General features: G+C 67.4%; 12 protein-coding genes. 11 read left to right on the top strand and 1 reads right to left on the bottom strand.

Annotated features, from left to right (window positions below; all coding sequences use genetic code 11):
- Nucleotides 1–742: 742 nt before the first annotated feature.
- From HMPREF3162_RS10080 to HMPREF3162_RS10035, 11 genes are all read left to right on the top strand, one after another.
- Nucleotides 743–1,246: an ECF transporter S component gene (locus tag HMPREF3162_RS10080; protein WP_218079185.1), complete on the top strand. Its 504-nt coding sequence runs from the start codon at nucleotides 743–745 to the stop codon at nucleotides 1,244–1,246.
- Nucleotides 1,247–1,353: 107 nt separating this feature from the next.
- Nucleotides 1,354–3,600 carry an ATP-binding cassette domain-containing protein gene (locus tag HMPREF3162_RS10075; protein ID WP_218079184.1) on the top strand — a complete coding sequence of 749 codons (2,247 nt, stop codon included), beginning with the start codon at nucleotides 1,354–1,356 and terminating at the stop codon, nucleotides 3,598–3,600.
- Nucleotides 3,601–3,774: 174 nt separating this feature from the next.
- Entirely contained in the window at nucleotides 3,775–4,458 is a 684-nt protein-coding gene (locus tag HMPREF3162_RS10070; RefSeq protein ID WP_070764469.1) for a hypothetical protein, read from the top strand.
- Nucleotides 4,451–5,161 carry a saccharopine dehydrogenase family protein gene (locus HMPREF3162_RS11925; RefSeq protein WP_218079183.1) on the top strand — a complete coding sequence of 237 codons (711 nt, stop codon included), beginning with the start codon at nucleotides 4,451–4,453 and terminating at the stop codon, nucleotides 5,159–5,161. Before HMPREF3162_RS10070 ends, HMPREF3162_RS11925 begins: the two co-directional genes overlap by 8 nt.
- Before the next feature lie 33 nt (nucleotides 5,162–5,194).
- A complete protein-coding gene (locus tag HMPREF3162_RS11920) occupies nucleotides 5,195–5,629 on the top strand; it encodes a hypothetical protein (RefSeq protein WP_218079182.1) in 435 nt (144 codons plus the stop codon).
- Nucleotides 5,626–6,669, top strand: coding sequence for an ABC transporter ATP-binding protein (locus HMPREF3162_RS10060; protein ID WP_034666007.1), 1,044 nt, complete (start codon nucleotides 5,626–5,628; stop codon nucleotides 6,667–6,669). The genes HMPREF3162_RS11920 and HMPREF3162_RS10060 overlap by 4 nt, the downstream gene beginning before the upstream one ends.
- On the top strand, nucleotides 6,666–7,418 hold the full coding sequence (locus tag HMPREF3162_RS10055; RefSeq protein ID WP_070777732.1) for an ABC transporter permease: 753 nt from the start codon (nucleotides 6,666–6,668) through the stop codon (nucleotides 7,416–7,418). Before HMPREF3162_RS10060 ends, HMPREF3162_RS10055 begins: the two co-directional genes overlap by 4 nt.
- On the top strand, nucleotides 7,415–8,152 hold the full coding sequence (locus tag HMPREF3162_RS10050) for an ABC transporter permease (protein ID WP_070777731.1): 738 nt from the start codon (nucleotides 7,415–7,417) through the stop codon (nucleotides 8,150–8,152). Before HMPREF3162_RS10055 ends, HMPREF3162_RS10050 begins: the two co-directional genes overlap by 4 nt.
- Nucleotides 8,153–8,225: 73 nt before the next feature.
- Nucleotides 8,226–8,906, top strand: a complete 681-nt coding sequence (locus HMPREF3162_RS10045; protein WP_068538777.1) for a class I SAM-dependent methyltransferase — start codon at nucleotides 8,226–8,228, stop codon at nucleotides 8,904–8,906.
- Nucleotides 8,903–10,681 carry an ABC transporter ATP-binding protein gene (locus HMPREF3162_RS10040; protein ID WP_070777730.1) on the top strand — a complete coding sequence of 593 codons (1,779 nt, stop codon included), beginning with the start codon at nucleotides 8,903–8,905 and terminating at the stop codon, nucleotides 10,679–10,681. Before HMPREF3162_RS10045 ends, HMPREF3162_RS10040 begins: the two co-directional genes overlap by 4 nt.
- Nucleotides 10,678–12,462 carry an ABC transporter ATP-binding protein gene (locus HMPREF3162_RS10035; protein WP_070777729.1) on the top strand — a complete coding sequence of 595 codons (1,785 nt, stop codon included), beginning with the start codon at nucleotides 10,678–10,680 and terminating at the stop codon, nucleotides 12,460–12,462. Before HMPREF3162_RS10040 ends, HMPREF3162_RS10035 begins: the two co-directional genes overlap by 4 nt.
- A 5-nt stretch (nucleotides 12,463–12,467) precedes the next feature.
- On the opposite strand, the gene HMPREF3162_RS10030 is transcribed toward HMPREF3162_RS10035, so the two are convergent.
- Complete coding sequence (locus HMPREF3162_RS10030; RefSeq protein WP_083318985.1) at nucleotides 12,468–13,229, bottom strand: SLAC1 family transporter; 762 nt, start codon at nucleotides 13,227–13,229, stop codon at nucleotides 12,468–12,470.
- Nucleotides 13,230–13,438: the final 209 nt, after the last annotated feature.

The raw sequence follows: 13,438 nt of genomic DNA, 5'->3' as shown, positions 1-13,438 counted from the left end.
CGCCCATCGCGTCGGCCTGACCTTGACGCGCGTCTGCCTTGGGGATCGAGGACGCAGGCGTGGTGGAAGTATTTGCCGACGTCCACGCCAATGACGAAGTCATAGGCCATGGGTGTGTTCCTCCTAGCGATGAATTAGAAGTTGGACTATTTGAGCTTCATCGCTGGGGGTGGTCGGACATACTTAGTACTGGCATCTACATTACTGTGAGACCTCATACCACCTGGGCTGGGTCAGGTTCCTATTAGCAGTTTGAGTATGTCACTGTCTTCGGCGGCATCACCCCCGGATCATTTTCAGACAGGGGCGGGAATAAGCCATACCGAAGCCAGCGACTAGTTCTACTGTCCTTTCAGACGGAGGGAACGGAAATAAACATAACCCGCCCAATCGGGTGGACAGGCTATGAATCTTCGGTGCCCTGAGGTGGAACTGCTAACAACGAAATGGGGGGGGGAACGGGGGCAAAGTCAATAATTCGAGTCTGGCATAAGTTGATAAGGATTGCCTAACCTAATACTGTTTCAAGTTATGGTCCCGATCGGGAATCGGCAACGGAAGCGAGGCGGCGACGATGAACAGAAAACGTGGATCGACCAGAGAACCCCTCTCCGGAGGGGGAGTCGGGGACGCGGGCCCGGACGGGACGGGCGACGGCGACGCGGTGGCGTCGCAGACGGACGACGGGCGGTTGGTACACGTCGCACCGGTCGCAGTGGGTGGCCGACCATCCACCCGCGACATGCTCGTCGCCGCCGCGATCGGCGTCGCGGGGTCTCTCATCGTCGTGCCCCTGACCTACCTGCAGGTGTTCGCCGGCATCGCCCACGTTTATCTCGTCGCGGCGACGCTCGGGTTGTGGTTCCTGCCGTGCGTCGTTCCCCTCATCGTCGTCCGCAAGCCTGGCGCGAGCCTCATCGCGTGCCTTGCCATGGGCGTCGTGTCCGCGGCGACCACCCCGTTCGGCGTCGCCGCGATCGGGGCGCTGATCATGGAAGGATTGCTCATCGAGCTTCCGTTCATGGTCACCCTGTACCGGCGGTGGACGCGTCCCCAGTTCGTGGCGTCGGCGATGTTATTCTCCGCGCTGATGGGAACGATGGCCCCGCGTGCCGTCGGCGTCGACTCGCCGACCACGCCCATGGCCCTGATCAGCTTCGCCGTAGCCTTGGCATCGAGCCTGGTGTTTTTGGTCCTGGGCTTTGCCGTCGCAAAGGGGCTCCGCAGCCGCGGGGTCACCCGATGACCGGCGGAGCGCCCGCGTGCGCCGGTGCGACACGCGGGACGGCCCCGGCCCGGTTGCGGGTCAGTGGCGCGGGAGTGCGGCACGCCGATGGGCGATGGGCACCCGACATGGTGGACCTCTCCTTCGATTTCGGCACGATCAACGCCATCACGGGACCCGTGGGATGCGGAAAGACGAGCCTGGCCCACCTCATCGCTGGACTGATACCCTCGCACATCCCCATCGACCATGCCGGATCCGTGCACATCGTCGATGCCGACGGCACCGAATGCCCCGTGGACCGGGACCGGGTCACCTTCGTCGGGCAAGACCCGGCGACGCAGGTGCTCACGCTCCGAGTCGTCGATGACGTGTCCATGGCCCTCGAGTTTTCCCTCGTGGAAGCCGGCATCGTCGCCAAGCGATCAGCCGAGGCCCTAGCGGAGCTCGGGCTGTCAGAGCTCGCAGAGAAGGATCCGTGGGCTTTGTCGGGCGGGCAACGCCAGCGGATGGCCATCGCCGGTGCGGTGGCCAGGGCGCCGGAGGTCATGATCTTCGACGAGCCCGCGGCCCACGTCGACGAGGACGGTCGCCGGTCGCTGTTCGCCGCCATCCGTGACTTGCGGGCCCCGGGGCGCGTCATCCTGCTCATCGAGCACGACCTCCGCCCGTTCGACGGGTGGGTCGACACGGTGACGATCCTCGATGCGGACGGGAGCGTCGCCGCCCACGGAGCGCCGGATAGCATCGCGGTGAAGGGCATTGCGACGACGGCCGCGACCGCCGGAACGCCGGACGCCAGTACGCAGGGCACGGGGGCACCGGACCGTCCCGGTCCGGACCGGCGGCGAAAGTCCCGGAGGGCCGGGAATGGCACCGATCCGGAATCGGAGGCGGATGCCGTTCCACTGCTGGCCTTGACCGGAACCCACGTGGCCCGAGGCGGGGAGAAGATCCTGAACGGGGCCGATCTGACACTGGAACGGGGCGAGATTCATGCCCTAGTCGGCGCCAACGGAGCCGGTAAGTCCACCTTGCTGGCGGTGCTGTCGGGCCAGATGAAGGCGGGAGCGGACCTCCGGATCGACGGCGCGTCCGCCTGGCGCGTCCCCGACGCCTTCGCGTCGTGGGCGTTCCAGAACCCCGAGCACCAGTTCACCCGCGCGACCGTCGCCGCGGAAATCGACTCCGCGCTGGCCGGCACGGACCCGCACGGGCCACTCGGCACCGATGAGCTGCGGAAACTGCGGGAAGCCCTGTTCCCCCGGGCACTTGACCCCGTCTCGCCGTTCGTCCTGTCGGGCGGACAGAAAAGACGGTTGGGCATCTTCCTGGCGGTGGCGGCCAATCGCCGTTTGCTGCTTCTCGACGAGCCGTTGGCGCACCTGGATTCGCCGAGCGCGCGCATCGTGCTGGATGCGCTGGCGGAATACGCCGGGGCCGGCGGAACCGTTGTGTTCACGTGCCACGATCGCCGTGTCGCGCGAACGTGGGCGGATCGGGCGAGCATCGTCGCCGAAGGGAAGGTCGCCTGGTCCGGTCCCGCGGCCGACGTGCCGGCTGCCCCGGAGTCGTCCCGGCGGGATCGCGCACTGCCCGCGGCCGGCGCACGGACGTCCGGGGACGAAAGCCCCTGGACCGGTGAATCCGCCGCTCGGAGGCGCGCGGGGTTGAACGCCATCACGATCGTCGCGGCGGTGATGCTCGTCCTCGTCGCCGGGCTGCTCTCCGGCGGAGACGCCGTTCTCGCGCTGACGGGGGTCGCGTTCCTCGCACTCGCTGCAATCGCGGAGCGCGACGTTCGGGCGACGGCGGGGAAGGTCCTCCTCGTCCTGTTGATCGGGGTGTTCTTCGGCCTGCTCGGGTGGCGCTCCGAGTTCTACGGCGGTGGGGATCCGGCGGAGGCCGTCCGCCACGGCATCCATCACGGACTGCTGCTGACGGCCGTGTTCGCGGGGACGGTCCTGGTCTCCGCGTGCATGCGCGTCGAGGAGCTTTTCGACGCCATGGTGCAACGCTTCCGGGTGCCCTACACATGGTGCACCATAGCGATTTCCGGGATGAGCATCGCGGCGTTCCTGCGCAGCGAAATCCCCCATCTGACATGGGCGATTAGATTGCGCTCGATGCGACCGGGGCAGTCTTTCCGCTCCGGCTTCATTCGCGCGACGACGCCCGCGCGCATCGCCTTTCCCTTGTTCGTCAGCGCCGTGCGCTGCGCCGAAAAGCTGTCCTTGACCCTGGCGATGCGCAACTTCGGCCGCCATCCGCGGCGCACCTTCCGCACCGATCACCCCTGGCGAGTGCGTGACGGATTCGCGGCCGCAGCGTCCGCCGCGGCCTTCGTCGCCGCCCTGGTGTCCGCAGTGACTTGACGGACGCCCGGAACCGGCGGGTCCCGGGCCCGCGAGCGTTTCCGAGCTTGTGCGGAGACGCGCCCCACCCAGTTGCTTCACCCTTTCAACCCTTCAGACACATCCTCCGGGTCACGCCATGCGGGCCCGGTCCGCCCGGCACCGGCATGGCGCCGACAACCGAAAGAGGTACCAATGAACACGATCCGGACCATCAGCGACGTGCTTCGGGACAAGGCCGATGAGACGAAAAAGGGGGCCGATCTTGATCCCGCGCTGGTGTTTCTCGACAGCCTGGCTCCGGGGATCGCGGTCGACGTCGGGGATTTCGGCGCGGAATCCGAAAAGGGGCTGCTGTCCCGGGTGGCGCCCTCGATCGCCGATCTCCCGCACGGAACGCCGGTTGCCCGCCTCTGGGCGGAGTTCGGCGGGGTCGATGAGACCGACGGGGAACGGGGGGCCCGTCTGCGTGCCCTGGCCGCAGCAGTCGCACCGACGCTCCTGGAGGACCTTGGGCTTTCCGGCGACCGGGTGACGGCGACGGAGTTCAACTCGCTGCGCTCGCTCATCGATGCCCGCACCCGGTACCGGCCCGAGGGTCGGGTGAGGGAGGCGTTGTTCGTTTTCCCCGATGACGGCGAGGCTCACAACCACGACCAGTGGCGGGACCACCTCGTCGATGACCTCTGCGTCGCCGGCGTCGCGGGAAACCACTATTCGTTCGTCCTCGGAGAGGATGCCGCGCTGACCGGGGCCCTCATCGGGGAGTACATCGAACGCCGGCGCCAGGCGCCGGAAACGGACGACAGGGCAGCGGACCCGTCGTCCGAAGGAATCGACCGGTCGCGGGACCGGGGAAACGAAATGGAACATGACTGACCGACGAAACGGCGGGGAAGCACGGGACCGCGACGCGGGCGAACCCGTGAAAGTGCTGGTGGCCGGAGGTACCGGCGTCACCGGACGGCTCGTCCGGGGGATGCTCGGCGTCGTCGATGGGATTGAGCTGGCCTACACTTCCCGGCAGAAACCGGACGATGGCCCGGGGCGGCACTTCCCGCTGAGGATCGCCGCCGGCCACAACGAGATCTGCAGGGTCTTCCGCAAACACGATTGGGTGGTCAACTGCACCGGCCCGTTCGAGGTGCATGCAGACTCACTCGCCCGTGCTTGCATCGACTCAGGCACCGGGTACATCGACGTCAACGATTCGATCGACGCCCGCCGCGCGATCATGGCCCTCGACGGGGATGCTCGGCGGGAGGGGGTTCCCGTGCTCACCGGGTTCGGCCTGTGCCCGGGCTTGTCGACGGCCCTGTTGATGCTCGGGGCCCGCGCTGCGGGGGCCGAAGAGGTCCGCGATGTGCGGGTCGATCTGCGAATTGGCGCCGACCAGGAATCCGGGGCCGCGTCGGTCGAGTCGATGTTCCGGACTATCCGCGGCGGATACCGCACGATGCTCGGCGGCACCATCGTCGAGGTGCGGCGCAACCCGGTGTCGTCGCAAAGCGGAATCAGCTACGAATGCCCGGACATCGACGTCGTACGCGAGGTGTGCCCCTCGATCCGTGGATATTCCTAACACGTCGCCTTCGATGCCCTCCCCGATGAGTCGGTGGAGAAAATCCGCACGTCGAGACTGTACTCGATGCCCGTTGTCTCCGGTCTGCTCGCCCGTCTCGGGGCGGCCGTGACATCGCGGAAGGCGCGGGCGAAGGGCACTCCGCAACCCGCCGAGCTGGTCGTCGCACTGTCCTCCGCCGGCGCGGGCGATGCGGGGCCGGCGGCCGAGACGACCGTCGTCCGGGCGACCGGCCCGGGTTCCTACAAAATGACCGCGGCGATTGCTGCCGCCACCGTTGTGGCGGTCGCGGGGAAGCCGGTCGCGCCGGGGTGCCGGGATCTCGTCGGCCACCCCCGGCTCCTCGAACCGGTCCTCGCCTTCGCCCGCGATGCGGGCATCCATATCGAGGTGCCACATGACAACCCGACCACGGGGCCGCTGCCGACAGCGGCCCACTGCGATACCAAAGAAAAGGGGAAACGATGACGGATCAAGCTGAACGAGGTGCGGCGATCGTCGTCCGCGACCTCACGAAGAGCTACCCGATTGCGGGCAAAGCGGGCACCCCGCCCGAAGGCGGGGCAGGTGCCCCGCCGGACGGCGGGCGCAAGGGAAAGCGCGGTGCCCGGATGCGCAAGCATGTGCTCGACGGCGTGAGTTTCACCGTGCCCACCGGGGCGATCGTGTCATTCCTCGGCCACAACGGTGCAGGCAAGACCACCCTCATCCGAATCCTGTCGACGCTCATCACCGCCGACTCCGGCGAGGTGAGCATCTTCTCGCGCGACGTGAAAGAGGACCCGGCGGGCGTGCGCGCTGACATTGCCACCACCGGCCAATTCGCGGCGATCGACGAGAACCTCACCGGCCGGGAGAACCTGGAGTTCTTCGGGCGGCTGCGCGGACTCGACCGCGCCGCCGCGGCCGCCCGCGCGACGGAACTGCTCGCGCAATTCTCGCTCGCAGACAGTGCCTCGACGCTGGCGTCGGCCTATTCGGGTGGCATGCGGCGCCGCCTCGACATCGCCGCGTCGCTGTGCGTCGTGCCCAGGCTGCTGTTCCTCGACGAACCCACGACGGGGCTGGACCCGGTCAGCCGCGAAGAGCTGTGGGGCTTCATCCGGCAACTGCGGGACGACGGAATGACCCTGGTGCTGACCACCCAGTACCTGGAAGAGGCGGAGGCGCTGGCAGACCACGTCCATCTGCTCAAGGATCGCCGCATCGTCGCCAGCGGAACGCCGGAGGAATTGCGCCGCGCCTTCGGGTCGCACGTGCTCCGCGTGTCCTTCGCCACCGCCGCCGAGGCGGAGGCGTTCGCCCGCTGCCTCGGGGGAACGTGCCTGGACGGCGCCCGCGTCGCGGGGAAGTCGGTGTCCCTCGACGTCGACCCCGGACCGCGGGTCCTCGAGGCGGTGGCGCAGGCGATGGAGGCCTCGGAAGCGTTGCCGGATTCGCTGAGCGTGTCGCCGCCCACCCTCAACGAGGTGTTCATATCGATGAACGCAGGGGGTGCGGCGCGATGAGTGCGACGTCGGTCGCGGCGTTTCTCCGTCGGGATCTGCTGCTGTTGCGACGCAACACCGCGTCGCTGATCTCCATGTTCGTGGTTCCGCCCCTCTTCCTGCTGTGCCTGTACGCGGTGTTCGGGTACTCGGCGGAGCAATCCGGCTTCGGGTACCTGCGTTTCGTGCTCGGCGGCTGCCTGTTCCAGGCGGCGATGTTCACCGCCGCGGCGTCGGCGATGGCGGTGGGACAGGACGTCGAATCCGGGCTCGTTGACCGCGTGCGCGTGTTGCCCGGGGCCACAGGCGGCTATGTCGCCGGCAGGCTCGTCACCGATGTGCTGCGGATGTCCGCGTCGATCGCGACGCTGCTGGTCGTCGCGTGGGCCTGCGGCCTCGACATGGCTGTCGGTGACGTCGCGTGGACTGTCCTGTGGTCGCTGCTCGCCGCGGCGGTCCTGTCCCTGGTCACGGACGGGGTGATCCTGATGGTGCCCACCCCGGTGTCGACGGCCTCATCGATCCAGGCGCTGGAAATGCTGCTGCTCATGTTCTCCACCGCGTTCATTCCGGCGACCGCTTTGGACGGCTCCCTTCGCGACGTCGTGCGCCACATGCCTTTTTCGCCGGTGATCGAGGTGATTAGGGCGGCGTCCCCGGACGCCTTCCCGGATCGCGCCGGGGAAGAGGCCGCCCTGTGGCTCGGTGTCGCGGCGGTCGCCGGAATCGTCCTGTTCATCCGCCGGTTCACCTCGAGGAGCGAATCATGATTGGCGCCATCTTCGTGCATCTGCGGCGCATCGCCCACATTTGGCTGCGGCGCCCCGACTTCTGGTTCATGACGTTCATTGCTCCGCTCGTGTACCTGTTCATCGTCAACCGCATGTTCGGTGGCCTGGTCAGGCAGCTCACCGGAGAGTTCGAACTCCGGAACGCGGTCATCCTGGTCGTGACGGCGTGGGCGTTCATCCTGGCCATCACGGGATCATCCACCGTGTTCGTTGAACGCAGCAATGGCTTCCACGAGCGGTTGATCACCATGCCGGCGCCGTACGCGGCCGTGCCGGCCGCACGGATCATTGCCGAGTTCATCCGGATCATGGCGATGATGGCCGTCGTCGCGGCGGTGGCCGCCTTGCTTTCCGACGGCCCACCGGAGGTGTCCTGGTGGTGGAGGATCGCGGTGACCGGCGCGATGGTTGCCGCGGCGGCCGCATGCACCGGCACGTACATCGCGTTCTCCATCACCAGCCCCCAGGGTTCCGTGGCCCTCATCCCGTTAATCATCGTTGCGATGTTCGTCAACACGGTGCTCATGCCCGCCGACCACTTCCGTCCCCTCCTGCGCGGAATCGCCGGGCACACCCCCGTATCCGCGGCCGGCGAGGCCGTCAACGGCACCGGGGCTGCGGGTCTGGTGGTCTGCGCGGCCTGGTTCTTAGGCATCGCTGTGCTCGCGGCGTGGGGCATCGCCGTGAAAACGAGGCCGGGGGAGTCTGCATGACGGCCCGCGAATCCGAGCATCTAACCCGAAACCGCCGCGTGGATGCGGCCCACACACCCGGAGACAGAACCAGATGAAGTCGATTGCCCAGATCGTCCAGAACAACCGCAGGCTCCTCGCGGCCTACGAGGACAAGGTCCAGCCGAGGTTCCTCAGCCGCTATGCGCGCGAACCGATGGACGCCGCCGTGTACCGGAAGCTCCGTGCGCTGGATCCCGGGCCGGATGCGCCGGCCCGGGTCCTCGACCTCGGTTGCGGAACCGGGTGGCTCGCCCGCACGCTCGCCGCTGAGTCTCGCTATCGCAGGGCGAACATCGTCGGCTACGACCTGTCGCCCAATGCGATCCGCATCGCCCGCGAACGCGCCGCCGCCGACGGGCTTGGGGCCCGGACGGAATTCCACGTTGCCGACATCCTCACGCCGCTCGCGGGAGAGCCCGGCGGGGCCTGTGAAATCTGGGTGTGTGGCGCGCTCCACCAAATGAAGGATGCGGGAGCCGCGCTCGGCAGGGTCGCCGGGCTGCTCGCCGATGGAGGCATCGCTTACGTGCAGACGTTCGTCGAGGATCCCGACGTGAACGAGCATGTGGACATGGCCGTCGTTGCGAAGATGGGCCACCGGGTGTTCCGGGGCAGCGAGGTCGAGGACCTCGCCGAAGCCAACGGGCTGAAGCTGGGCGGAGCCTCACACGCCGGCATGGTGTACTTCTGCACTCTCACGAAGAAAAGCGCGATCGGGGAGGCGGGCAAGTGAGCGCCGTGGACGGGACCGTAGGCCCGTGGTCGCTGCTCGCCCCGATTCGGACCCGGATGCGTGCGGTGGTCGCGTTATCCGTCCTGTCGTCGGTGGCTACCGTCGCTTCGCTGGTCGGCATCATCGACATCGCGATGACGTACCCGGAGGCCCCGGAGCATCGGACGTGGTTGGCCGTGGCTGTCATCGTCGTCGCCGCAACGGTGCGCATGGCCGCGGACGGCGCCGCCGGCATGCTCTCGCACCGGGCGGATAACGACCTGCAGCTCCACCTCCGGCGCCGGCTGGTCGCCCAAATCCGGAAGTTACCGCTGGGCTGGCTGGACGCCCGGCGCTCGTCGGGAATCATCGAGTCGGTTGAGAAGGACGTCGCGGCTGTCCACCAGCTCATGGGCCACACCGTCGGTGAGACCGTGGTGGCGGTGCTGGTTCCCCTGCTTTCCCTCATCGCGCTCGTCGCGGTGGATTGGCGGATCGCGGCGGTGGCGGTCGTCCCGGTGCTGGTCACCTTCGCCCTGATGGGCGTGATGATTTCGCGCGGAGCCGGTCTTCAGCGCGACTACGAGCGAGCCTCCGAAAAAGTGACGGCCGCGGTCATCGAGTTGGTGCGCGGTATCCCGGTGATGAAGTCCTTCGGACGCGCCAACCAGGGCGCGGGTCGCTACGATGCCGCGGCGTTGTCGTTCGTCCGCGCGTGGTCCGCCTGGTCCCGGCAGTCGAACATCTATCTCGGGCTCATCGACGTGGTGACGTCCCCGACCACAGTCCTTGCGGTGGTGTGCGGGGCCGGCCTCGCACTGAGGGACGCCGCGGGCGGCATACCGGAGGGTCTCGTCGCCGGGCTGGTTCTCAGCCTTGGACTCTCCGCGGCGATCGTGCGGGTGGCCATGAACTCCGAACCCATCATCGCGGGGATCGCTGCCCTGAAATCCATCGCGGAGGTGCTGAGCACGCCGCCGATCGCCGAGCCCGCCGAGCCGGTGCCCGCGCGCAGAGGCGCGCTCGAGGTCCGGAACCTGGTCTTCTCCTACGGCGATGGGCCGCGGGTCCTCGACGGGATGTCCGCGACGTTCGAACCAGGGACCCTCACTGCGCTGGTGGGGTCCTCCGGTTCCGGAAAGTCCACCGTCGCCCGGCTGTTGGCGCGTTTCCACGACCCCGTTGAAGGCTCGGTGCTACTGGGCGGCGTCGATCTTCGCGACATCGCCGTGCGCGACGTGCACCGCTCGGTGTCGGTGGTGTTCCAAGATCCGCAGTTGTTCACGCTGCCGTTGCGGGAGAACATCCGGCTGGCCAGGAGAGACGCCACCGACGACGAAATCATGGCGGCCGCGAAGCTCGCGAACCTCGATGCGGTCATCGCGGCGCTGCCGAAGCGCCTGGATTCGGTGGTCAACGTCGACGTGACCTTTTCCGGTGGTGAGGCGCAGCGCGTAGCCATCGCGAGGTCGATCGTCACGGACGCGCCGGTGCTCATCTTCGACGAGGCAACCGCTTACGCGGATCCGGCTTCCGAGGCCCTCATCCAGTCCGCAATCGAGCGTTTGGCCCGTTCGCGGACGGTGATTGTGATCGCGCACAGGTTGAGCACGATCCGCAACGCCGACCGCATCCTCGTTCTCGATGGGGGAGCGGTCGCGGAGGCGGGTACCCACGACGAGTTGCTTGCGCGCGGTGGCCGCTACCGGGATTTGTGGCGCGCCTTCGCGCTCGACGACGAACCATCCGCCCCGCGGGGTACTGAATCAGACGATGAAAAGGCGGGAAACCGATGATTCGAGACTTGTGGTCGATGACGGATCGGCGCTCGAGAATGACGCTGGTGTGGCTCATTGCGTTGGCCACGCTTGCCGCGCTGGCCCAGGGAGCGGCGTTCGTCGCGCTGCTGCCGCTGCTGTCGGCTCTGGCCGAGGGAGATGATGCGACGGCGTGGCGTTTCACCGGCGTCATAGCCGGCCTCGCGGCCGCCCATGCGGTGCTGTCCCTCGCCGCGGGGACAGTCGGCAGGGCGAATTCCGCAGCGGTGCTGTCGTCCCTGCTGCATTCCCTGGGCGAACGCGTGCTGACGTTGCCACTCGGGTACGTCACCAAGTCCACGGCCGGCCGCTTTTCGGAGATGGCGTCGTCGGGTATCGCGTTCGCGGCGTCCGTGCCGCACGTGATCCTGCGGCCCGTCATCGCCGCGGTGGTTACGCCGACCGTCATCGCCTTCGGAATTCTGGCGGTGGATTGGCGCGTCGGTTTGGTTCTTGTCGCGTCAGCGCCGGTGCTCTTCTTCGCCTACCGGGCCATTGGCCGGGTCGGCGGGGAGTCGGACGAAGCGCATGCTGAGGCCGTCGCTGCCGTCTCCAGCAGGCTGATCGAGTTCACCCGCGGCCAGCAGGCGATTCGCGCCGCGGGCGACGGTTCGGCGGCGGACGCGATGGTGGATGAGGCTATCCAGGCCCAACACGATGCGTTCGCGAAGGCGACATCGACGCAGGGGGCGGCCATCGGACGGTTGGGTTCGGTCGTCCATGCGGTGTTCACGGCGGCGGTGATCGTCGCCGTGGCAGTCGCCGCGACGGGTGGGATGGCGCCGACGCATTTGGCGTCGATACTCATCGTGCTCGTCCAGTTCACCGGACCGATCACCACGGCGGGAGCGTTGTCCGGCGGTTTCGGTGCGGGCCGCAACACGTTAGCTGCGTTGCGTGACCTGCGGGCAATCCCCGCCCTTCCCGAACCTGCCGCACCGGAGCTGCCCGACGGGCATGACGTGGAGTTCCGCGGCGTGAGCTTCGGGTACGGGGAGAAGAAGGTCCTCGACGACGTCAGCTTCCGTGCACCTCAGGGAGCGCTGGTTGCCATAGTGGGACCTTCGGGGGCGGGCAAGACGACGGTCATGCGGCTGCTGTCGCGGTTTCATGATCCGGACTCGGGGGAGATCCTCATCGGCGGGGTGCCCTTGCCTCGGATCGGCACCGACGGCGTGAACTCGCTGGTGACCCCGGTGTTCCAGGAGACGTTTCTTTTCGACGCGTCCGTGCGGGACAACGTGGTCTTCGCCGACCCCGGATTCGGTTCCAGGCCCGGTGACGGGGACCGCTTGCGCGAGGCCGCCCGGCGTTCCGGGGTGGACCGCATCGTGGAGCTGCTGCCTTCCGGGTGGGATACCCCGGTGGGGGAGGAGGGGACGCTGCTGTCGGGAGGTGAGCGGCAGCGCCTCGCCATCGCCCGGGCGCTTCTGAAGGATTCCCCGGTGGTGCTTCTCGACGAGCCGACGTCCTCGCTGGATGCGGCCACTGAGCGGGCGATCGTCGGCACGATTGAGGCGTTGCGCGGCGATCACACTGTGATCGTCGTCGCCCATCGCCTGCACACCATCCGCGATGCCGACCTCATCGTCGTGCTTTCGGAGGAAGGGACGGTCGCAGAACGGGGCACGCACGATGAATTGCTGGCGAAGGGCGGCCGCTACGCCGAGTCTTGGGCGTGCCGGACGGGGAGTTCCCCGGGATCCAGATCCAGCTCGTCGTGGACCACCACGACGACGGCATCGGAGAAGCGCGGCTAACTAGTTCATCTAGCGCCAGATTGGCTTAGTTCCCAGGAGCCAAAGCGCACCGCGCAGACACCCCAATGGAGGACAGCCTCGTAGAAGCAGTACATGGCGTAGAGGACGCACGGTACGCCCAGGGTGAACATGATGAGGCCGTAAAGGTGAGCGTCGAAAAGCAATGTCGATGCTGCCGTCGACTGGCCGACAACACCGAGGGGTATCCACGCTGTACCCGCGGCGGCGCCACGCGGGCGCGTGCCGGTCCAGTAGCAGTAGAGGAAGAGTGGGATCGCGGTGAAGAACGTGAGGAAGAAGCACAGCTCACCCGCGTAGTGATAAAACTCGCCGTGATGGGTAGCGAGCTGCTCGGCGGATGTCGCGGCGACCATCGGGGACACGAGCGCCAAGCCCCACGGGAACGCTGGCTCGGTGTAGTGCGCGGACTGCTTCCACAAACCCCAGAGTTGCCACAAGCACACGATGATGGCCAGTGGCGCGCCGATCCACCAGCTGACCAGCTGGAACGCATCGTTGCCCGTGAGTGCCGTCCACGCCGAGCCGCACGCGAGCAGCCCCATCGCGTACATGCCCCACGCCGCCATGTTCTGGTGCCGCGGTGGCTCATTGCGCACGCCGACCGTGAACACAACGAGGAGGCCCGCCGCGATGAGCGCAAACACGAGCTGGGCTACATGAAATCCATGTAACCCAGTCAAACTCGACGCAATCGAGGTTCCCATTAAAGCGCCGGCCCAAGCGGGACCGAACTTTGGCAACGTCATAGGACTAACGCTAGGCCTGCCACCGCGTCTCATCCACTTTGGGTCGGGGCTTTGTGGTTTTTAGAACGCGAATGGCCTGAAGCGCGCCAAGGGAGGCAGCCGGCACTAGAGCGTCACGTTGGCCAGCACCGTGCCGGTGGGTTGCGCCGCGCCGACGGCGACTTCCTCGGTTACCAGGACTGAAGCAGTTCCACCGGGCAGCGGCATCC

Origin of the sequence: Brevibacterium sp. HMSC07C04, assembly GCF_001815905.1 — a bacterium.
Lineage (GTDB): Bacteria > Actinomycetota > Actinomycetes > Actinomycetales > Brevibacteriaceae > Brevibacterium.
This window is presented reverse-complemented; position numbering and strand designations above follow the sequence as displayed.